Below are 20,073 nucleotides of genomic sequence, written 5' to 3'. Positions count from 1 at the left end.
TATAAGGAGGAACTACATATGACAGAAGTTAAAACAATTACTACAGAAGAGGTACAAGAGCGTTTAGAAAATGGAGAAACGTTATTTCTAGTAGACGTAAGAGAAGATGAAGAAGTAGCGGCAGGAAAGATTCCAGAAGCTGTACATATTAAAATGGGCGATATCCCACATAAAGTAGATTTCTTTAATAAAGAGAATGAATATATCTTTATTTGTCGTTCAGGAATGCGCAGTGAAAATGTATGTCATTATTTAAATGAGCAAGGGTTTAAAACAGTGAACATGGTTGGCGGTATGCTTCAATATGAAGGTGAAACGAAATAGTTAATAGTTAAAAACTTGAAACGAGTCTGTTTCAAGTTTTTTTCTTTTGCATACAGTATAAAAAAGGAGGAGGGGGAAATGGGAATTAATTTGCGTAAAGTGAAAATTATTAATAATACAGGCGCTGTTAATGTCGGTGACTGTTATGATATCTCGCCTTTAGCTGTGGCAAAAGTATATGCAGGTGCTGGAGGATCGAGTGCGGCTATTTTTTTAAATGGAAAAAGGCAGCCAGAAGCGGTGATTAGAACATCGGTATTTCTTCCGCCTTTGGCAACAAGTACACGTACGTTAGGTTCATAAAGGAAAGGTAGAGTGTAATTATGCCTGCGCATATAAAAGAATTTGTTATTGTTAATAATACTGGAAATATATTTACCGGTGATAATTTGAGTGATACTTCATTTACTGCTTCGAAATCATATAGTGGTTCGATGGGATGCACTTGGATTGATGTTGTTACAGTAATAGGGACGGAGACAAAGCTTTGTTTACAACCAGGAGATTCTGTCACAACAACATATACAAGAGGCACTCCTGCTGGTACTGTAACAGGAACAAATATGGGGCAAAGTGTAAATGCATCGGGTATAGCACAAGCTGTCCCTAATACAGATAATATGGATTCAATTGCAGGACTCCCTTAAGGCATTAAGGGAGTTTTTATTATTTAAAATAAAAATAGTCTTGGAAATTATTTTTGTAAATAGATTAAGAAGAGGCTTATTTATTATGAAAAAGACGGTTTGTAGGTGGTGAAAGTGTGAAGAATCGTGATAATAATCGGAAGCAAAATTCGTTAAGCTCTAATTTTAGAATTCCACCCGAACTTATTGGGCCTACTTTCCCCCCTGTTCCAACTGGATTTACAGGTATAGGGATTACTGGTCCAACTGGTCCACAAGGCCCAACAGGACCTCAAGGACCAAGAGGATTACAAGGTCCGATGGGGGAGATGGGCCCGACAGGACCTCAAGGTGTGCAAGGGATACAAGGATCAGTTGGGCCAATAGGTGCAACTGGACCAGAAGGACAGCAGGGGCCACAAGGATTGAGAGGACCACAAGGAGAAACTGGAGCGACAGGACCTCAAGGTGTGCAAGGGTTACAAGGTCCGATTGTTCCAACGGGAGCGACTGGGGCACAAGGTATACAGGGGATACAGGGATTACAGGGGCCAATTGGAGCGACGGGACCTGAGGGACCTCAAGGAATTCAAGGCGTCCAAGGGTTACCGGGTGCAACTGGTCCACAAGGAATACAAGGAGCACAAGGGATACAAGGAACACAAGGAACACAAGGACCGAGTGGAAATACAGGTGCAACCGGAGCGACTGGAGCAACTGGTCAAGGAATAACAGGACCGACTGGAATAACAGGTCCAACTGGAATAACTGGACCATCTGGAGGACCTCCTGGTCCGACAGGTCCGGGTGGCGGACCGAGTGGAAGTACAGGTGCGACGGGAGCAACGGGGAGTACTGGGGCTACAGGAAGTACAGGGGTAACAGGAGCAACGGGAACTACAGGTCCGACTGGAAGTACGGGAGCACAGGGCTTGCAAGGAATACAAGGAATTCAAGGGCCAATTGGCCCAACAGGTTCAGAAGGACCGCAGGGGATTCAAGGTATTCCTGGTCCGACGGGAGTAACTGGTGAACAAGGAATTCAAGGAGTTCAAGGTATTCAAGGGATAACGGGAGCAACAGGAGATCAAGGTCCGCAAGGGATACAGGGGGCTATAGGTCCTCAAGGGGCCACAGGAGCAACAGGAGATCAAGGTCCACAAGGAATACAAGGAGTACCAGGGCCATCAGGAGCAACAGGACCACAAGGAGTTCAAGGGATACAAGGTCCAATGGGCGATATAGGACCAACAGGTCCAGAAGGCCCAGAGGGACTTCAGGGCCCGCAAGGAATACAAGGAGTACCGGGGCCAGCTGGAGCAACGGGTCCAGAGGGGCCACAGGGGATACAAGGAATTCAAGGACCGGTAGGAGCAACAGGCTCACAAGGTCCCCAAGGAATTCAGGGAATTCAAGGTGTGCAAGGGATAACGGGAGCAACAGGAGTACAAGGAGCAACTGGAATTCAAGGTATACAAGGAGAAATAGGAGCAACGGGTCCAGAGGGTCCCCAAGGAGTGCAAGGTGCTCAAGGGGCGATTGGTCCAACAGGTCCAATGGGCGCACAAGGAGTGCAAGGAATACAAGGGATTCAAGGCCCAACAGGTGCACAAGGAGTGCAAGGTGCTCAAGGAATACAAGGAATTCAAGGTCCGACGGGTGCAACAGGAGATACGGGAGCAACTGGGGAGACAGGAGAAGGCACTACAGGCCCAACAGGACCATCTGGAGGACCAGCAGGACCGACCGGCCCAACGGGGCCATCAGGTCCGGCGGGAGTGACTGGTCCATCAGGTGGACCACCTGGCCCGACAGGAGCAACTGGGGCGACAGGAGTAACAGGGGATACCGGGGCGACGGGCTCAACTGGAGTGACAGGAGCGACAGGAGAAACGGGAGCAACCGGAGTGACGGGTTTACAAGGTCCGCAAGGAATCCAAGGTGTGCAGGGAGAGATAGGTCCGACGGGTCCCCAAGGTGTTCAAGGTCCCCAAGGAATTCAAGGAGTAACGGGGGCCACTGGAGATCAAGGTCCGCAAGGGATTCAAGGCCCACAAGGAATTCAAGGCCCACAAGGTTCTCAAGGAATCCAAGGAGCGACAGGGGGAACAGGAGCACAAGGCCCACAGGGAATCCAAGGTCCGCAAGGTGACATAGGTCCGACTGGGCCACAAGGTCCAACTGGAATCCAAGGGATACAAGGAGAGATAGGTCCAACAGGTCCAGAAGGCCCAGAGGGACTTCAGGGCCCGCAAGGAATACAAGGTGTGCCAGGGCCAGTTGGAGCAACGGGTCCTGAGGGTCCTCAAGGGATACAAGGCATTCAAGGAGTGCAAGGAGCAACCGGCCCACAAGGTCCACAAGGAATACAGGGAATACAAGGTGTGCAAGGGATAACGGGAGCAACAGGAGCACAAGGAGCAACTGGAATTCAAGGGATACAAGGGGAAATAGGAGCAACAGGTCCAGAGGGGCCCCAAGGAGTGCAAGGTATACAAGGGGCGATTGGTCCAACAGGTCCGATGGGCGCACAAGGAGTGCAAGGTATACAAGGGATTCAAGGAGCAACAGGAGCACAAGGAGTGCAGGGACCACAAGGAATTCAAGGAGTACAAGGTCCGACGGGAGCAACAGGAGAAACGGGATCAACCGGAGCGACGGGAGAAGGATCAACCGGTCCAACAGGAGTAACCGGTCCAACAGGGGTGACAGGCCCGTCAGGAGGCCCAGCAGGACCGACCGGCCCAACGGGGCCATCAGTCCGGCAGGAGTGACAGGTCCATCAGGTGGACCACCTGGCCCGACAGGAGCAACAGGTGCGACAGGAGTAACAGGAGATACCGGGGCGACAGGCTCAACTGGAGTGACAGGAGCAACAGGAGCAACGGGAGCAACCGGAGTGACGGGTTTACAGGGTCCACAAGGAATCCAAGGTGTTCAAGGAGAGATAGGTCCAACCGGTCCACAGGGTATTCAAGGTCCACAAGGAATACAAGGAGTAACGGGGGCAACTGGAGCACAAGGTCCCCAAGGAATTCAAGGCCCACAAGGCGACATAGGTCCAACCGGCCCACAAGGAATTCAAGGTCCACAAGGTCCTCAAGGAATCCAAGGAACGACGGGGGCAACCGGAGCACAAGGCCCACAGGGAATCCAAGGTCCGCAAGGTGACATAGGTCCGACCGGCCCACAAGGCCCACAAGGAATTCAAGGCCCGCAAGGAATACAAGGTCCAACGGGAGCTACAGGAGCAACCGGAGCGACAGGTCCACAAGGGATTCAAGGTCCACAAGGAATTCAAGGCCCGCAAGGAATTCAAGGTCCAACGGGAGTTACAGGAGCAACCGGAGCGACAGGTCCACAAGGAATTCAAGGTCCACAAGGAATTCAAGGCCCGCAAGGAATTCAAGGTCCAACGGGAGCTACAGGAGCAACCGGAGCGACAGGTCCACAAGGAATTCAAGGCTCGCAAGGAATTCAAGGTCCAACGGGAGCTACAGGAGCAACCGGTTCACAAGGTCCAACTGGAGATACAGGTCCAACCGGAGCTGGAGCCACTGGAGCGACCGGGGCGACTGGAGTTAGTACAACTGCAACGTATGCGTTTGCGAATAATACATCAGGAACCGCTATTTCCGTTTTATTAGGGGGTACGAACGTACCGTTACCGAACAATCAAAATATTGGCCCAGGAATAACCGTTAGTGGTGGAAATACTGTATTTACAGTTGCGAATGCAGGAAACTATTATATAGCCTATACAATTAATTTAACGGCAGGTTTACTTGTAAGCTCTCGTATAACTGTAAATGGCAGTCCGCTTGCGGGAACGATAAATGCCCCGACAGTGGCTACTGGTTCATTTAGTGCAACAATAATCGCTAACTTGCCTGCTGGAGCTGCTGTTAGCTTACAGTTATTTGGAGTAGTTGCAGTAGCTACATTATCTACAGCAACGCCAGGGGCTACCCTAACTATTATTAGATTAAGTTAATAAGCAGAAAACCTTGAAACTTTTATGTTTCAAGGTTTTTTTATCTTTGTATTTGTAAGTAAACCTCGTTAACCAGGGGAGTGGCTCCCCTCTAATTATTTAAAGTTTCACTTTATTCTCTTGAGCAAAAACATCGCAGTTCGAAAATATATTATAATAGAATGAAAAGAAAGAAATTTGGCAGAAAGGGAGGGTGGCGATGCAGGAGATGGTTAAAGATTTTTTTGGACGCCCACTTCAAGATTTACGTATATCTGTCATTGATCGTTGCAATTTTAGATGTACATATTGTATGCCAGCGGAAATATTTGGGCCAGATTATGCTTTTTTGAAAGATGAGTTTTTACTAACCTTTGATGAAATTGAGCGTTTGGCAAAATTATTTGTTAACATTGGTGTACGAAAAATTAGAATTACTGGCGGTGAGCCACTACTTCGTAAAGATTTAACAAAACTTATTGCACGTCTTGTGAAAATTGATGGGCTAATAGATATAGGGTTAACGACAAATGCTGTACATTTAACGAAACAAGCGAAGGCATTAAAAGAAGCTGGATTACATAGAGTGAATGTTAGTTTAGATGCAATAGATGACGACATATTTAAGAATATTAATGGTCGAAATATTAATACAAAACCGGTAATTAAGGGAATTATAGCAGCTAAAGAGGCGGGGCTGGAAGTAAAGGTAAATATGGTTGTAAAAAAAGGGATGAACGATCATCAAGTACTTCCGATGGCTGCGTATTTTAAAGAGCAAGGAATCACGCTTCGGTTTATTGAGTTTATGGATGTTGGTAGTACAAATGGGTGGAATTTTGATCAAGTCGTTACAAAACGAGAATTGATTGAGATGATTCATAAGATGTATCCACTTGAGCCAGCCGAAGCGCATTACTTTGGTGAAGTTGCGAAGCGATATCGGTACGTTGGAACAAATGTTGAAGTTGGTTTTATTACATCTGTTTCTGAGTCATTTTGTGTCTCTTGTACGAGGGCGAGAATTTCGGCAGATGGAAAGTTTTATACGTGCTTATTTGCGACAGAGGGTTTGGATGTAAGAGAACTTCTTAGAGGAAATCTTTCGGATGAGGAGTTATTAAGTGTTATACAAGATGTATGGATGAATAGAAAAGATAGGTATTCGGATGAACGAACAGAAGAAAGTGCAAAAAATCGTCCGAAAATCGAAATGTCTTATATAGGAGGATAAGAAAGGGGGCTATCGCATGCAGGAGCGATATTCAAGACAAATATTATTTTCTGGTGTTGGAGAAGAAGGACAGAGAAAAATAAGAGAGAAGCATGTGCTTATTATTGGTGCTGGTGCTCTCGGTGCGGCAAATGCAGAAGCGATTGTTAGAGCAGGTGTTGGAAAAGTAACGATTGCTGACCGTGATTATGTAGAATGGAGTAATTTACAAAGACAACAACTATATACAGAAGAAGATGCAAAGCAGTATAAACCGAAGGCGGTAGCGGCAGCAGAGCATTTAAGAGCGATTAATTCTGAGGTGGAAATAACTCCTGTTGTGACGGATGTAACGGTGCAAGAAATGGAAGAATTAGTGAATGATGTAGATTTAATATTAGATGCGACAGATAATTTTGAAACGCGTCTTCTTATTAATGATATTTCACAAAAGTATAATATTCCGTGGATATATGGTGGGTGTGTCGGAAGCTACGGAGTAACGTATACAATTTTACCAGGGAAAACACCGTGTTTTCGCTGTTTAATGGAGCATCCAGCGAGCGGTGCAACATGTGACACAGCTGGTATTATACAACCGGCAGTACAATTAGTAGTTGCGCATCAAATTACGGAAGCGCTGAAAATATTAGTAGAAGACTTTGGTGCGCTTCGTGAAACGATGTTATCGTTTGATCTTTGGAATAATCAACAGATGGCATTTAAAGTGAATAGGCAGAAAAAAGATACTTGTTTATCTTGCGGAAGGTTACGTACATATCCGAGTTTAACATTTGAAGGACAAACGAAAACAGAAGTGTTATGTGGGCGGAATACAGTACAAATTCGCCCGGGTGTGCGGAAGAATTTTAATTTAGAAGAAATTAAAAAACGCTTACAAAGAAGCGTAGAGATAAAGGCGACACCTTATTTATTATCATTTCCGGTAGAAGAATATCGTTTTGTTTTATTTACAGATGGCAGGGCGTTCATTCATGGGACGAATGATATGAATGTAGCGAAAAGTTTATATGCAAGATATATAGGTTGAACCTAAAGGAAACCCTTTAGGCTCAACGGAGAGAGGATTATGAATTTCTCGTATAATCTCCACTTTTTCCACCTGTTTTTTCAAGTAAGTACGTTTCGCCGATAATCATACCTTTATCGACAGCTTTACACATATCATACACAGTAAGAGCGGTAGCGGAAGCAGCTGTTAAAGCTTCCATTTCAACACCGGTGCTACCTTCTGTTTTAACTTTTACTTCAATGAGTAAACGATATTGTTCTTCTGATTGTTTCCAATCGAAAGAAACGTCAACACCTTTTAATAATAAAGGATGGCACATTGGGATAATATCAGAAGTACGTTTCGCGGCCATAATGCCTGCGATTTGCGCAACTGCTAATACGTCACCTTTCCCAATTTCATTGTGAGAGATTTTATCGTAAATTTCTTTCGTAACGACAATGCTAGAGCACGCAATTGCTGTTCGAACGGTTGCTTTTTTGTCGCTTATATCAACCATTTTTGCGCGTCCTTGGTCATTGAAATGTGTAAATGAAGACATGGAATTCCTCCTTGAAGTAATTTCTATTGAATATATAAAGTTTAATCGAGATAAAAAAAATTGCAAATATGAGGTGAGAAACGATGGTAGAAAAACGAATTCCAATTCAAGTTGCTAAGGCAGTAGAACGGGTAATGAAATATGCGAAGCATGGTGAAGTAGAAGAAATTTCTATTACGGAAAGTTACGGGAGAATTCTCGGGGAAGATGTTGTCTCAGATCATGATGTTCCTCATTTTGATCGTTCCCCTTACGATGGTTTCGCCATTCGAGCAGAAGATACGAAAGAAGCAACTCAAGAGAATCCAGTTGAATTTGAAGTAATAGGAGAAATCGGGGCGGGTTCCGTTTTTTTAGAGGAAGTAGGAGCTTTTGAAGCAATTCGCATTATGACAGGAGCAGCTATTCCAGAAGATTGCAATGCAGTCGTAATGCTAGAGCTGACAGAAGGGTTTGAGAAGAACGGGAAAACATATATGAAGTTAAAACGCCCTTTTAATAACGGTGACAATGTGTCGTTTAAAGGAGAAGATATAAAACAAAATCAAGTTCTCGTTAAGAAAGGTGTTGCAATTAATCCAGGTGTTGCGGCCTTACTAGCAACGTTTGGATATAGCACGGTGAAAGTTGTAAAACAGCCTGTTGTCGGTATTGTAACGACAGGAAGTGAATTATTAGAAGTACATGAGCCGTTAGAACCGGGGAAAATTAGAAATAGTAACTCGTATATGATCGCAGCTCAAATTATGAAAGCTGGCGGGAAAGTTCGTTATTATGGTCAACTCGCGGATGAGTTAGATGCATGTTTTACAGCTGTTCAATCAGCGATCGATGAGGTCGACATTTTAATTACAACAGGCGGTGTATCAGTAGGAGATTATGACTACTTACCAGCTATTTATGAAAGATTACAGGCAAATGTACTCTTTAATAAGATAGCCATGAGGCCCGGAAGTGTAACGACAGTAGCTGAAGTTGATGGAAAGTTACTCTTTGGTTTATCAGGAAATCCGTCTGCTTGTTATGTAGGCTTTGAATTATTTGTGCATCCAATTATAAAAACGTATTTGTATGCGAAGGAACCTCACGTATATAGAGCGGATGCTATTTTACAAAAAGATTTTCCGAAGCCAAATCCATTTACTCGTTTCGTAAGAGCGAACGTAACAATTGTGGATGGGGCGTTACAAGCGATGCCGGTTGGTTTAGATAAATCGAGTGCGGTATCTTCACTTGCAGATGCGAATGCTTTTATCGTGTTACCCGGAGGAACGAGAGGATTTGAGACCGGAATGAAAGTATCCGTATTATTGTTAGAGCACTCTGAGGGATGTGAATGGCCATGGGCGAAGCCCCTTCAATCTTACAAATAGTAGGGTATCAAAATAGCGGAAAAACGACACTTGTAGAGAAAATTGTGCATGCATTAGCCGAAAGCGAAATGAAAGTTGCTACAATTAAACATCACGGGCACGGAGGTTTTCCAGAAGTAGCGCAAAAAGATAGCGAAAGACACCGTAAAGCTGGTGCTGTCGTAAGTAGTGTAGAAGGTGCTGGATTACTTTCACTTTCTTCACTAAGAAAGAAATGGTCCTTGCAAGAAATTATTCGCTTATATGAGTTTTTTAAAGTGGATACAATTTTAATAGAGGGCTATAAAAAAGAGAACTACCCGAAAGTAGTGTTACTTCGTTCTGCGGAAGATGCTGAGCTTTTACATAAAGTAGAAAATATAGTGGCGGTTATTACGTGGTATGATGTCCCAGTAAATATACGAGAAGAATATAAAGTATTTCATATAACAGAAGAAGAGTTGTACATAGACTGGTTTTTACAAACGGTTAGGAGTGCGAAATGACAAATACATATTATGAAGTAATTGATACAGAAATCTCGATTGAAGAGGTAACGAAGAAAGTAATTCGACGTGAATGCGGTGCTGTTACAACATTTATTGGAACGGTTAGAGAGTTTACGAAAGGGCGTCGTACATTATACTTAGAATATGTCGCTTATAAAACGATGGCAGAAAAGATGCTAGAGAAAATCGGCCTGGAAGTGAAAGAGAAATGGCCGGGTACATATGTTGCGATTACACATCGCATCGGTACGTTGCAAATTTCTGATATAGCGGTTGTTGTTGCTGTTTCAACACCACACCGTAAAGCGGCTTATGAAGCGAACGAATATATTATGGAACGCATAAAACAAATTGTTCCGATTTGGAAAAAGGAGTTTTGGGAAGATGGTGACTCATGGATTGGTGATCAATTAGAAAAAACACCATATCCGGCGGGAGAGCCTGGGAAGGAGCTATAAGTATGATTCGAGTATTGTTATTTGCGCACTTGCAAGAAGAAGCAGGGACAAGTGAATTACAAATAGAGAAAGAAAATATTACGGTTGCACAGTTAAAAGATGTTGTTGCGAACGAATATAATGTACCAGTTTCAGAGCCAATTATGGTTGCGATTAATGAAGAATATGCAAATGAAGATGACAAGGTCCAATCTGGTGATGTTGTTGCACTAATCCCACCAGTGAGCGGTGGTTAATATTGGATTCATTAAAACGACTTTCCTATATAGGGAAAGTCGTTTTTTTATGGCAGTTTTGAGAACACTAATCTATAGAACAAGGAGGGAATTATGAAAAAAATATGTGTAGTTATGACAATGCTATGTGCGTCTTTTTTCTCTTCTCCAAGTGATTCTTTCGCGAAAGAATCAAGAGAACAGCTTTTAGAGAGTGCATTATCAAATAGGTACTATTCAGTTATTAGACAAGTGACAGAAGATCAATATGAATGTGCTTCAGTCATAAATATAAAGCGTCTCGGCAAGAAAGATGAATTTGTTCCTAGGTATGAAGTGAAGCTACAATTTCTTACATTTCAAGGAGCGCATAATCCCCCGAACGATAAAGTTACGCTTACTTTGGAAGACCATTTAGATCACGTAAAGATAAAGAAAGTGGAGCGAGAAAAGAATGTTTCTGACGCTATTGCAGAAAAAGTTTGTGAACGGGAAAAAGAAAAAATAAAAGCTCACTCTAATGACTTAGAGTGATAACCTATGCATTTAGTAAAGAAAGGTAATGAGTGATGGATATATTTTTAGCGATTTTACCAGCTATATTTTGGGGAAGTATTGTGCTATTTAATGTAAAACTGGGCGGGGGACCGTATAGTCAAACGCTCGGAACAACGTTTGGAGCACTTATTTTCTCAATTGTTGTTTATATTTTTATGAAGCCAGTATTAACACCTACCGTTATCGGAGTTGGAGTTGTGTCAGGTTTATTTTGGGCGCTTGGTCAGGCAAATCAATTGAAAAGTATTGATTTAATGGGTGTTTCGAGGACGATGCCAATTTCAACAGGACTTCAATTAGTCGCGACGACTTTATTTGGCGTTATCGTATTTCATGAATGGTCCACGACAATATCGGTCGTCCTTGGGATTTTAGCGCTCGTTTGTATTATTATCGGTGTTATTTTAACATCGCTTCAAAGTGAAGAAGAAAAGAATGCAGAGCAAGCAGCAAACTTTAAAAGAGGTATCGTAATTTTATTAATTTCAACAGTCGGCTATTTAGTTTACGTAGTAGTGATTAGACTATTTAACGTAGATGGTTGGTCAGCTTTGTTGCCACAAGCAGTTGGTATGGTGTTAGGTGGGATTTTGCGTACCTTTAAACATCATCCATTTAATAAATATGCAATTCGAAATATTATTCCAGGATTAATTTGGGCAGCTGGAAATATGTTTTTATTCATTTCGCAGCCGCGTGTTGGAGTAGCAACAAGTTTCTCGCTATCGCAAATGGGAATTATTATTTCCACGCTTGGTGGGATCCTTATATTAGGTGAAAAGAAAACGAAACGTCAATTAACGGGTATCGTTGTCGGTATTGTTTTTATTATCGCAGCCGGAATTATGTTAGGTATAGCCAAAAGTTAAAGGAGGTATGGAAATGTATAGTGATTTAGCAGGGAAAGTTGTCGTTATTACAGGATCAGCAACTGGTCTTGGAAGAGCGATGGGAGTGAGGTTTGCTAAGGAAAAAGCGAAAGTGGTTATTAATTATCGCTCACGAGAATCAGAAGCGAATGATGTGTTAGAAGAAATTAAAAAGGTAGGCGGCGAAGCGATTGCTGTAAAAGGTGATGTAACCGTCGAATCGGATATTGTGAATCTCATTCAATCTGCTGTGAAAGAGTTTGGTACGCTTGACGTTATGATTAATAATGCAGGGATAGAAAACGCGGTACCGTCGCATGAAATGCCGCTTGAAGATTGGAATAGGGTAATTAATACAAATTTAACAGGTGCTTTTTTAGGAAGTCGTGAAGCGATTAAATATTTTGTAGAACATGATATTAAAGGGTCAGTCATTAATATGTCTAGTGTTCATGAGAAAATTCCGTGGCCACTATTTGTGCACTATGCAGCAAGTAAGGGTGGCATTAAACTGATGACAGAAACGTTAGCGCTAGAGTATGCGCCAAAAGGTATTCGAGTAAATAATATAGGACCAGGTGCAATTAATACGCCAATCAATGCAGAAAAGTTTGCTGATCCTAAAAAACGTGCTGACGTAGAAAGTATGATACCTATGGGCTACATTGGAAAACCTGAAGAAATCGCAGCAGTAGCAACTTGGCTTGCTTCATCAGAGGCGAGTTACGTAACCGGAATTACGCTATTTGCAGATGGTGGAATGACGTTATATCCATCGTTTCAAGCTGGGCGTGGGTAATATAAAAGGACGAAGAGATAAAACTCTTCGTCCTTTTTTTACAAAAAAAATAGCGGCCAGCTATTTTAAATTTAGTGATTAATTGTATCTTGAAGAAATTCTGTTGCTTGATGTTCAGAAACATTTTGTACGAGTGCAACTTCACTGATCATCATTTTTCGGGCGTTATCTAGCATTTGTTTTTCACTCGCATTTAAAGTTCTCTCTTTATTGCGGCGAAGTAAATCCCGAACAACTTCTGCGCTATCTTGTAAATTGCCGTTTTTCATTTTTTCCATATTCATTGTATATCTTTGTTTCCATGAGAGTGATGTGTCTGACTCCCCGTTTTGAAATTCAAGAAGTATATCATCTAACGTACCTCGATCAACGATATAACGAATACCTGATTTTTTTAATTGATCCATCGGAAGCATTACTTGCATATCTTTACTAATGATGCGTATCACACAATATTGACGTGAAGTACCTAATATTTCTTTCTCTTCAATTGCTTCGATGATTCCTGCACCGTGCATTGGATAAACGATTTTATCACCAATTTGAAACAAATCATCCACCTCCATATGTGGTAACCACTTTTAATGATAACATACGTATGTAAAAATGTCAAACTTTATATAATAACATAATATTTATATTCGAGTCAATAAGATAAAGTGCTTTTTTTGTATTTTTTCGGGTTTTATTTATAGTGATTTTTTTAGAAAAATAGTACAGGTGAAGAAAGAAGGCATATCCACTTATTTTTAAGCATAAAATGTAAAAGCGCTAATACAATATACCTAAATCCGTTCTTTGCAAAGGAGGGAGAGAAGGTGGGGCGCACAATAAAAATTGATATTACAAATAAAGTTGTAGCTAAATTTAGACCAAATTATTTGGAATTATATACGAGTAAATTTATGATAGGTAAGTTTTATGTCTATACTGAAGATAAAAAATATGTGTTAGAAGACGGATATATATATGAGAATGGAAAGTTTTATCGCATCATAGATACGCACCGTGGCAATAATCAAGCGGCGGAGGGCTGCGATCTAGGATGGTGTTAACATGATTCGTGTGAAAGTTTTTGATGAAAGTCACGAAAAAGACTTAGAAGACGCTGTGAATGTGTTTTTGAAAAAGATTGATGATAGCAACTTTGTAGATATTAAGTATCAAGTTGGTGTTTCTATTAACGACGATGAAAACCAAATTTATTGTTTTTCAGCAATGATCGTTTATAAAGCATAAAAAAGAGCTGGCTCACCCAGCTCTTTTTTATGTTTTATGTTGGGACAACATGTGTCGGTAATACGTTCATAATAGATTGGGTTGTGCCTAATTTCTTTGTCGTTAAAAGAGGCTCCCCTGTTTCATGGTTTTGGGCATCTTTACACATACCAAGGTGATAACGATCACCTAAAAATGGATCAATATAAAAACCGTTTTTGAATACTTTATCATTTGGATGTTTTTCATGATGAATATCAGAGCAGTTAATGCAATAGAACATCGCTTTCATCCCCTTTTTATTTTTGTTTGAAAAAAGTGAGTCGGTAGTCATTTCGCTCCTGAGGAAATGTTGAGGAGAAGAGAAATAACTACCTACTCAAATGGTGGGCATATTCCTTCTGACTTTGTCATATCTCGCGTATTGTCCCTTGAGGGAAGGAGGAGAGACGAAGTACGCATGATATAAGTAAGGCGCTTCTTTCAATATGAATGATGGAGTTTCATGTTGAGAGAAGTTTTTATTTTGTATTGCCTTTGTGAGTATATTATGAGGAAATGCTAAGAGGGTGTTTGTCCTGTTGAAAAAATGTTGAGAATTTCTCAACAGTAAAAGGATTAGCGTTGACATGAAACTAAAAGGTGTTATATTATCAAAGTATAACCAAAAGGTGTTATGTTATAACGCCGAGTAAAGGAGAATGAAAATGGAACAACAAAATACATTAAATGATATTAAACAAACAATCGTTTTTAACGCGTCTATTCAAAAGGTATGGAGTGTAGTATCAACTGCAGAAGGGATTGCGTCATGGTTTATGCCAAATGATTTTGTATTAGAGGTAGGACATGAATTTCATGTGCAATCACCATTTGGGCCATCACCATGTAAAGTATTAGAAATTGATGAACCAAACCATTTATCTTTCTCATGGGATACAGATGGCTGGGTTGTTTCATTTGATTTGAAAGACTTAGGAGATAACAAAACAGAATTTACGTTAATTCACGGCGGCTGGAAACATCCTGATGAAATTCTTCCGAAAGCAAATGCGAAGAGCTCTATTATTCGCGATAGAATGAGCGGTGGTTGGGTAGCGATTGTAAATGAAAAACTGAAAAAGGTTGTCGAAGGCTAAGTGTCCTCGTCAGCAGCGAAATATGATGTATTTCAAGCAATTGCTGATCCAACCCGCCGAGAAGTAATACGGTTATTAAGTGACAAAGAGTTACCGATTTCCAAAATAACGGATCATTTTCCGATGAGTCGTACTGCGGTTGTAAAGCACCTTCATATTCTTTCAGAAGCGAATTTAGTAAGTGGAAGAAAAAGCGGAAGAGAGAAGATATATCGTTTGCATCCAGAACCATTAGAAGAATTACAACAATGGCTCTCGTATTATGAACGTTTTTGGGATAATAAATTATCCATGCTGAAACATATTGTGGAGAATGAAAAATAAAAAAGGATGACCAAAATGGTCATCCTTTTTATTGTTGCTCACTTGTTTGTGTAGCTGGCTTTAATAAGAGCCAAGCGATAATTAATGTAAATACTGCTAATACGAAAGTGCTCATATAAATGACGTGTACGCTTGATGCTAATGCAGATTGCGATTCGGTTACTACGTTTGCTGTAGTACCGCCATGTCCACCAGATACAAGATCAAGATTTTTAATACCACGTGCGTGAATCATCGTATTGAAGATTGTACCGAATATTGCAGCACCTAACGTTTGACTAAATGTATTAATAAATGTGTTTAAACCAACAGCTGTTCCGCGTGTATGAGCTGGTACGGCTGCTTGAATTGTTACCATGTAAATCGGTGTCACAAGCCCCATGCCTAAGCCGAATAATCCGACTGCTACATAAATAAGGAACGATGGTGAATTTGTTGATAGTGTAAATAATAAGAACGTAGCGACTGATAAAATGCTAGCTCCAAGTAAAATGATTTGTTTCGTTTTTAATTTGCCTACTAAGTTACCAGAGAAAATAGCGCCAAATGTCCACATAACAGGAATTGGCATTAAAATAAGTCCAGCTTCTGTAGCGTTTTTCCCTAATACACCTTGGCTCCAAATTGGAAGGTACATTGTAATACTAATAATCATTGCGCCAGCAATAAGAGTTAATATATTTATCGTAGATAATGTACGGTTAGAGAAAAGTGATAGCGGAATTAATGGTTCCGGAGATTTCTTCTCGATGAATAAGAAAATAATAAATGAAATAGCGGCAAAGATTAATAGGCCGATAATTGTCATGTCTCCCCAGTTTTGCTTACTGCTACCTGTTAATAATGCATATAGTAGAGCGATTGTACTTAATGAGAAGACTGTTGCACCAAGATAATCGATATGATGCTTAGCAGGTTTAATAGATTCTTTGTAGTAAATTGCAATCATTAAGCAAGCGATAATTCCGAATGGAACGTTTAGGAAGAAAATATAGCGCCAAGAAAGGGAATCAACTAAAAATCCACCTACTAACGGTCCGATAACACCGGATACACCCCAAACGGCACTCATCCAACCTTGTGCTTTCGCGCGGTCTTTCGCTTCGCTATATAAGTCTCCAATAATCGTCATTGTGATTGGCATAACAGCACCAGCACCGATACCTTGAAGCGCGCGGAAGAAGATTAATTGTTCCATCGATGTAACGACTCCGCAAAGTGCAGAACCGACTAAAAAGATTGTAGCTCCGATCAGTAAAACTTTTTTACGGCCAAATAAATCAGCGAGCTTTCCGTATATTGGAGTCGAAACAGCTGTTGCAAGCATATAAATTGCATATACCCAACTAACAAGTTCGACGCCTGACAAATCACTCGTTATACGAGGGATTGCTGTACTAACAATCGTTCCTTCTACCGCAGAAAGAAACGTCATTAACATTAAAGACATCATGACTTTTTTTCTCATTTGTTTTTCCCCTTACCCTTTTTTAAATATTCAACAATATAAAATATAAAGGTACTAAGGTATATAAAGCAACAAAAAAGCAATGGGAAGTTAAGTGGAGCCTATATTTGTCGTTTCTTGTCGGTAAGTCGATATATTTGGGAAATCGCCGATATAAGTTGCAGAATCGCTCATATAATTTCATGTACCTATAAAAAAAGAAACAGGAATCCCTGTTTCTTTTTTTTAATACTGCATTTTCGCGTTTTCTCCAGCTGTCGTTCCGGCAATTCTACCAGTAACAAGGGCTGATGTAATATTATAGCCACCAGTATAACCATGAATATCAAGAACTTCTCCGCAGAAATATAAGCCGTTCGTAAATTTAGAAGACATTTCTTTCGGATTAATTTCTTTCACGGATACACCGCCGCCAGTAACGAATGCTTTTTCAATTGACTGCGTACCATTTACATTCACAGTAAACTCTTTAAAGTCTTTCACAAGTGCACGAATCTTTTCGTGAGAAACTTGTCCAGCTTGTTCGCTGCCGTCAATTTCATTTTTTTCTAATAAGAATAGGAAGTAACGTTCAGGAACATAACCTTTTAAAACGTTTTTAATTCCTTTTTTTGGATCTTCTTTCATTTGTTTCAGCATGCGCTGAAACAGTTGCTCACTATTTTCCTCTGGCAATGCATCAATACTCATTTGTATTGTATTCGTTTTAAACTTTTTCAGTGCTTTCACGACGAATTGGCTACAGCGAAGAGCAGCAGGTCCAGATAGGCCGAAATGAGTGAAGAGCATGTCCATTTTGTGAGAAATGATAGCTTTTCCTTTCGGGTTTAATACACTTAAGTTTATATCACGTAAAGCAAGACCTTGTAATGAGCGGTCACGTATAAACGGCTCGTTTGAAAGGATAGGTACTTCTGTTGGGAATAATTCTGTGATTGTATGACCCGCTTTTTCAGCCCAAGCATATCCGTCTCCAGTAGATCCAGTTTGAGGAACTGATTTTCCGCCAACAGCGATAACGACGTGATTTGTTTCTAACACTTCGCCTGTTTGCAGTATAACTGCTTTTGTTTGACCATTTTCATATTCAATCGTTTCAACAGGCGTATTTGTACGAATTTTTACACCTAAGTCTTTTAATCGTGTTAAAAGTGCGTCTACAACAGATTGTGCTTTGTTTGACACAGGGAACATGCGACCGTGGTCTTCTTCTTTCAATTTAACACCGAGATTTTCGAAGAATGTAATAATATCTTCATTATTAAAAATAGAAAAAGCGCTGTATAAGAAGCGACCGTTTCCTGGTATATGTTTAACAATTTCATCAAGTGGTAGACGGTTCGTTACGTTACAGCGTCCGCCACCAGAAATTGCAAGTTTACGCCCAAGTTTATTTCCTTTATCAAGAAGTAAGACATTTGCGCCTTCTTCTGCAGCACCAATTGCAGCCATTAGCCCAGAAGGACCGCCGCCGATGACAATAACATCATAATGCATAATATATCGACCTCATTTTCTACATTTCCTGCCTAAAAGAATAGCATGTTTTCCCTTAAAAGAAAAATAGAGTGAAGTACTGCTTAATGAGAGAATTGTGGTACAATACAAAAGTTAGAGTTCAGCACTATCCTGCCATTTGTAGGCGATAAGACTAAAACCTCAAGATTTAGGAGAAGTAAATAGGGAGTCTGTTAGCCTGTAAATGCTCGAATGGTTCAACTAATAAGGAGTAGGAGAGAAGTCTCCAACTAATTATAGTTTCACTTTATGTAGATGTAGGAGGATTTTTGTATGTCCGATTCGAAATTTCTGCGCGGAACGCTTATTGTTACGCTAGGGACATTTTTAGTAAAGTTCTTAGGCATGATTTACGTCTTTCCGTTTCATGCATTAGTAGGAACAGAAGGCGGAACGCTCTATACATATGGATACATTCCATATACGATCTTTTTAAGTATCGCAACGGCAGGTGTGCCACTTGCTGTTTCAAAATTTGTTTCCAAATATAATGCGCTTGGCGATTATAAAACGAGCCGGAGAATGTTCCGCTCGGGAATGGTTATGATGATAGTAACAGGAGTTCTTTCGTTCCTAGTACTGTACATGACGGCGCCATTGTTTGCAGAAGCGATGCTTGGTAAACAAAGTATACACAATAATGTAGGAGAAGTTACGACGATCATTCGTCTTGTAAGTTTCGCGCTTATTGTTGTACCAGCAGCGAGTTTAATTCGTGGTTATTTCCAAGGTCACCAGTCTATGGGACCAACTACCGTTTCACAAATTATTGAACAAATTATTCGTATCGTCTTTTTATTAGCAGGTAGTTTTATCGTTATTAAAGTACTTGGCGGTACAGTTGCAACAGCAGTTGGAGTAGCGACATTTGCTGCGTTCGTTTCAGCGGTTGGAGCACTCGGTGTGTTAATTTGGTACTGGCTAAAACGTAAAAAATATTTGGATCAATATTTAATTGAACAAACTGTACCAGAATCAACAGTAAGCACCGTTCAATTGTTTAAAGAGTTATTTGCATATGCGATTCCTTACGTTGTAATTGGGTTAACAATTCCTTTATATCAACAAATTGATACATTGACATTTAACTCAATTATGCAGGCGATTGGTCAAGGTGATATCGCAGAGCGAGCTCTCGGTATTTTCACAATGTGGACGCATAAGTTAATTATGATTCCTGTATCACTTGCAACAGCGTTTAGTTTAACGCTTGTACCAGCAATTACAAAATCATTTACTGAAAAACAATACCGCTATTTGAAATTACAAATTACACAAACATTCCAGGCAAATATGTTTTTAACATTGCCAGCAGTTGTCGGTATTTCTTCACTTGCATATCCAATTTATACTGCGTTTTACGATTCAGATCCACTAGGTGGACAAGTATTAATGTGGTATGCACCAGTTGCGTTGTTATTCGCTTTATTTACAGTAACAGCGGCAATCCTGCAAGGTATTAACCAGCAGAAGCATGCGATTATTGCGCTTATAATGGGCGTTATTTTGAAATTTGTATGTAACGTAATCTTTATTCGTTATTTCGGTACAGTAGGAGCAATTCTAGCGACAGCAGTTGGTTTCTTAGCTTCTGTTTGGTACACAAATCAACAAATTAAAAAATACGCACACTATTCATTCGGTGTTGTATATAAAAGAACATTCCAAATTGCAGTACTGACACTTATAATGGTCGTTGCTGTAAAACTATCACAATGGATTCTATCCTTCATGATTTCGCCTGATGGCCGTATTGGTGCTCTTATAACAGTTGCGATTTGTGCAGGTATTGGCGGTCTTGTTTACGGATTGTTAGCAATTCGCACAGGAGTACTTGAAAGAGTATTTGGTGGAGAAGCATTAGATAAAATTCAACGTAAACTTGGTAGTAGATTTAAAATAAAGTTGAAATCAAGAGGGGCGTAATTACGTCCCC

22 protein-coding genes and 1 pseudogene are annotated in these 20,073 nt (G+C 40.7%); 18 read left to right on the top strand and 5 right to left on the bottom strand.

What is annotated here, in order from left to right; all coding sequences use genetic code 11:
- Window positions 1–18: 18 nt before the first annotated feature.
- The 6 genes and pseudogenes from V6946_RS25225 to V6946_RS25200 all read left to right on the top strand — a co-directional run bounded on the left by V6946_RS25225 (window position 19) and on the right by V6946_RS25200 (window position 7,187).
- On the top strand, window positions 19–324 hold the full coding sequence (locus tag V6946_RS25225) for a rhodanese-like domain-containing protein (RefSeq protein ID WP_000141207.1): 306 nt from the start codon (window positions 19–21) through the stop codon (window positions 322–324).
- Between the two features lie 78 nt (window positions 325–402).
- Complete coding sequence (locus V6946_RS25220) at window positions 403–627, top strand: spore germination protein (RefSeq protein ID WP_000512463.1); 225 nt, start codon at window positions 403–405, stop codon at window positions 625–627.
- A gap of 20 nt (window positions 628–647) precedes the next feature.
- A complete protein-coding gene (locus tag V6946_RS25215) occupies window positions 648–971 on the top strand; it encodes a hypothetical protein (RefSeq protein ID WP_001110852.1) in 324 nt (107 codons plus the stop codon).
- 116 nt (window positions 972–1,087) lie between these two features.
- Window positions 1,088–4,944, top strand: a pseudogene (locus V6946_RS25210) (BclA-related collagen-like exosporium protein).
- A gap of 199 nt (window positions 4,945–5,143) precedes the next feature.
- A complete protein-coding gene (gene moaA / locus V6946_RS25205) occupies window positions 5,144–6,157 on the top strand; it encodes a GTP 3',8-cyclase MoaA (RefSeq protein ID WP_001157114.1) in 1,014 nt (337 codons plus the stop codon).
- 16 nt (window positions 6,158–6,173) lie between these two features.
- Window positions 6,174–7,187, top strand: a complete 1,014-nt coding sequence (locus tag V6946_RS25200; RefSeq protein ID WP_001158105.1) for a molybdopterin-synthase adenylyltransferase MoeB — start codon at window positions 6,174–6,176, stop codon at window positions 7,185–7,187.
- A gap of 37 nt (window positions 7,188–7,224) precedes the next feature.
- On the opposite strand, the gene moaC is transcribed toward V6946_RS25200, so the two are convergent.
- Window positions 7,225–7,710, bottom strand: a complete 486-nt coding sequence (gene moaC, locus V6946_RS25195) for a cyclic pyranopterin monophosphate synthase MoaC (protein ID WP_000094146.1) — start codon at window positions 7,708–7,710, stop codon at window positions 7,225–7,227.
- 83 nt (window positions 7,711–7,793) lie between these two features.
- Here moaC and moeA point away from each other — a divergent pair, with 83 nt between their 5' ends.
- From moeA to V6946_RS25160, 7 genes are all read left to right on the top strand, one after another.
- Window positions 7,794–9,083 carry a molybdopterin molybdotransferase MoeA gene (gene moeA, locus V6946_RS25190; protein ID WP_000229713.1) on the top strand — a complete coding sequence of 430 codons (1,290 nt, stop codon included), beginning with the start codon at window positions 7,794–7,796 and terminating at the stop codon, window positions 9,081–9,083.
- Window positions 9,047–9,568 (top strand): molybdopterin-guanine dinucleotide biosynthesis protein B, encoded by a 522-nt coding sequence (gene mobB, locus V6946_RS25185; protein WP_002164413.1) that lies wholly within the window; start codon window positions 9,047–9,049, stop codon window positions 9,566–9,568. Before moeA ends, mobB begins: the two co-directional genes overlap by 37 nt.
- A complete protein-coding gene (moaE, locus tag V6946_RS25180) occupies window positions 9,565–10,029 on the top strand; it encodes a molybdopterin synthase catalytic subunit MoaE (protein WP_000185943.1) in 465 nt (154 codons plus the stop codon). Before mobB ends, moaE begins: the two co-directional genes overlap by 4 nt.
- A 2-nt stretch (window positions 10,030–10,031) precedes the next feature.
- Window positions 10,032–10,265, top strand: coding sequence for a molybdopterin converting factor subunit 1 (gene moaD / locus V6946_RS25175; RefSeq protein ID WP_000621777.1), 234 nt, complete (start codon window positions 10,032–10,034; stop codon window positions 10,263–10,265).
- Window positions 10,266–10,358: 93 nt separating this feature from the next.
- Window positions 10,359–10,778 (top strand): DUF3888 domain-containing protein, encoded by a 420-nt coding sequence (locus tag V6946_RS25170; RefSeq protein ID WP_000717684.1) that lies wholly within the window; start codon window positions 10,359–10,361, stop codon window positions 10,776–10,778.
- A 35-nt stretch (window positions 10,779–10,813) separates the two neighbouring features.
- Complete coding sequence (gene glcU, locus V6946_RS25165) at window positions 10,814–11,671, top strand: glucose uptake protein GlcU (protein WP_006924882.1); 858 nt, start codon at window positions 10,814–10,816, stop codon at window positions 11,669–11,671.
- Between the two features lie 13 nt (window positions 11,672–11,684).
- Entirely contained in the window at window positions 11,685–12,470 is a 786-nt protein-coding gene (locus V6946_RS25160) for a glucose 1-dehydrogenase (protein ID WP_006924883.1), read from the top strand.
- A 71-nt stretch (window positions 12,471–12,541) separates the two neighbouring features.
- Here V6946_RS25160 and V6946_RS25155 read toward each other — a convergent pair whose 3' ends face one another.
- Window positions 12,542–13,036, bottom strand: coding sequence for a CarD family transcriptional regulator (locus tag V6946_RS25155; RefSeq protein ID WP_000451445.1), 495 nt, complete (start codon window positions 13,034–13,036; stop codon window positions 12,542–12,544).
- A 252-nt stretch (window positions 13,037–13,288) separates the two neighbouring features.
- Here V6946_RS25155 and V6946_RS25150 point away from each other — a divergent pair, with 252 nt between their 5' ends.
- Together V6946_RS25150 and V6946_RS25145 are read left to right on the top strand one after the other, a co-directional pair.
- Entirely contained in the window at window positions 13,289–13,525 is a 237-nt protein-coding gene (locus V6946_RS25150) for a DUF2553 family protein (RefSeq protein WP_000533804.1), read from the top strand.
- Between the two features lies 1 nt (window position 13,526).
- Window positions 13,527–13,709, top strand: a complete 183-nt coding sequence (locus tag V6946_RS25145; RefSeq protein WP_000621751.1) for a sporulation protein Cse60 — start codon at window positions 13,527–13,529, stop codon at window positions 13,707–13,709.
- A gap of 34 nt (window positions 13,710–13,743) precedes the next feature.
- On the opposite strand, the gene V6946_RS25140 is transcribed toward V6946_RS25145, so the two are convergent.
- On the bottom strand, window positions 13,744–13,971 hold the full coding sequence (locus V6946_RS25140) for a DUF3973 domain-containing protein (protein ID WP_000498989.1): 228 nt from the start codon (window positions 13,969–13,971) through the stop codon (window positions 13,744–13,746).
- 424 nt (window positions 13,972–14,395) lie between these two features.
- Here V6946_RS25140 and V6946_RS25135 point away from each other — a divergent pair, with 424 nt between their 5' ends.
- Both V6946_RS25135 and V6946_RS25130 read left to right on the top strand, forming a co-directional pair.
- Entirely contained in the window at window positions 14,396–14,827 is a 432-nt protein-coding gene (locus tag V6946_RS25135; RefSeq protein WP_000437765.1) for an SRPBCC domain-containing protein, read from the top strand.
- Complete coding sequence (locus tag V6946_RS25130; RefSeq protein ID WP_006924901.1) at window positions 14,828–15,151, top strand: helix-turn-helix transcriptional regulator; 324 nt, start codon at window positions 14,828–14,830, stop codon at window positions 15,149–15,151. It begins immediately after the preceding gene.
- Between the two features lie 28 nt (window positions 15,152–15,179).
- Here V6946_RS25130 and V6946_RS25125 read toward each other — a convergent pair whose 3' ends face one another.
- Window positions 15,180–16,619, bottom strand: a complete 1,440-nt coding sequence (locus V6946_RS25125; RefSeq protein ID WP_006924902.1) for an MDR family MFS transporter — start codon at window positions 16,617–16,619, stop codon at window positions 15,180–15,182.
- Between the two features lie 225 nt (window positions 16,620–16,844).
- Window positions 16,845–18,116, bottom strand: coding sequence for an NAD(P)/FAD-dependent oxidoreductase (locus tag V6946_RS25120; protein ID WP_000558859.1), 1,272 nt, complete (start codon window positions 18,114–18,116; stop codon window positions 16,845–16,847).
- Window positions 18,117–18,410: 294 nt separating this feature from the next.
- Here V6946_RS25120 and V6946_RS25115 point away from each other — a divergent pair, with 294 nt between their 5' ends.
- Window positions 18,411–20,063, top strand: a complete 1,653-nt coding sequence (locus V6946_RS25115) for a polysaccharide biosynthesis protein (protein ID WP_001284028.1) — start codon at window positions 18,411–18,413, stop codon at window positions 20,061–20,063.
- The last annotated feature ends 10 nt before the right edge of the window (window positions 20,064–20,073 follow it).

The organism is Bacillus sp. PPSBB_2, from assembly GCF_045291115.1.
GTDB lineage: Bacteria > Bacillota > Bacilli > Bacillales > Bacillaceae_G > Bacillus_A > Bacillus_A cereus.
The sequence above is the reverse complement of the archived record's forward strand: the minus strand, read 5'-3'. Positions and strand labels throughout refer to the sequence as shown.

What these genes read in the sequence shown, in the direction of transcription:
- V6946_RS25225 (WP_000141207.1), top strand. Translation starts at nt 19, where the DNA reads ATGACAGAAGTTAAAACAATTACTACAGAAGAGGTACAAGAGCGTTTA.
- V6946_RS25220 (WP_000512463.1), top strand. Translation starts at nt 403, where the DNA reads ATGGGAATTAATTTGCGTAAAGTGAAAATTATTAATAATACAGGCGCT.
- V6946_RS25215 (WP_001110852.1), top strand. Translation starts at nt 648, where the DNA reads ATGCCTGCGCATATAAAAGAATTTGTTATTGTTAATAATACTGGAAAT.
- moaA (WP_001157114.1), top strand. Translation starts at nt 5,144, where the DNA reads ATGCAGGAGATGGTTAAAGATTTTTTTGGACGCCCACTTCAAGATTTA.
- V6946_RS25200 (WP_001158105.1), top strand. Translation starts at nt 6,174, where the DNA reads ATGCAGGAGCGATATTCAAGACAAATATTATTTTCTGGTGTTGGAGAA.
- moaC (WP_000094146.1), bottom strand. Translation starts at nt 7,710, where the DNA reads ATGTCTTCATTTACACATTTCAATGACCAAGGACGCGCAAAAATGGTT.
- moeA (WP_000229713.1), top strand. Translation starts at nt 7,794, where the DNA reads ATGGTAGAAAAACGAATTCCAATTCAAGTTGCTAAGGCAGTAGAACGG.
- mobB (WP_002164413.1), top strand. Translation starts at nt 9,047, where the DNA reads ATGGCCATGGGCGAAGCCCCTTCAATCTTACAAATAGTAGGGTATCAA.
- moaE (WP_000185943.1), top strand. Translation starts at nt 9,565, where the DNA reads ATGACAAATACATATTATGAAGTAATTGATACAGAAATCTCGATTGAA.
- moaD (WP_000621777.1), top strand. Translation starts at nt 10,032, where the DNA reads ATGATTCGAGTATTGTTATTTGCGCACTTGCAAGAAGAAGCAGGGACA.
- V6946_RS25170 (WP_000717684.1), top strand. Translation starts at nt 10,359, where the DNA reads ATGAAAAAAATATGTGTAGTTATGACAATGCTATGTGCGTCTTTTTTC.
- glcU (WP_006924882.1), top strand. Translation starts at nt 10,814, where the DNA reads ATGGATATATTTTTAGCGATTTTACCAGCTATATTTTGGGGAAGTATT.
- V6946_RS25160 (WP_006924883.1), top strand. Translation starts at nt 11,685, where the DNA reads ATGTATAGTGATTTAGCAGGGAAAGTTGTCGTTATTACAGGATCAGCA.
- V6946_RS25155 (WP_000451445.1), bottom strand. Translation starts at nt 13,036, where the DNA reads ATGGAGGTGGATGATTTGTTTCAAATTGGTGATAAAATCGTTTATCCA.
- V6946_RS25145 (WP_000621751.1), top strand. Translation starts at nt 13,527, where the DNA reads ATGATTCGTGTGAAAGTTTTTGATGAAAGTCACGAAAAAGACTTAGAA.
- V6946_RS25140 (WP_000498989.1), bottom strand. Translation starts at nt 13,971, where the DNA reads ATGTTCTATTGCATTAACTGCTCTGATATTCATCATGAAAAACATCCA.
- V6946_RS25135 (WP_000437765.1), top strand. Translation starts at nt 14,396, where the DNA reads ATGGAACAACAAAATACATTAAATGATATTAAACAAACAATCGTTTTT.
- V6946_RS25125 (WP_006924902.1), bottom strand. Translation starts at nt 16,619, where the DNA reads ATGAGAAAAAAAGTCATGATGTCTTTAATGTTAATGACGTTTCTTTCT.
- V6946_RS25120 (WP_000558859.1), bottom strand. Translation starts at nt 18,116, where the DNA reads ATGCATTATGATGTTATTGTCATCGGCGGCGGTCCTTCTGGGCTAATG.
- V6946_RS25115 (WP_001284028.1), top strand. Translation starts at nt 18,411, where the DNA reads ATGTCCGATTCGAAATTTCTGCGCGGAACGCTTATTGTTACGCTAGGG.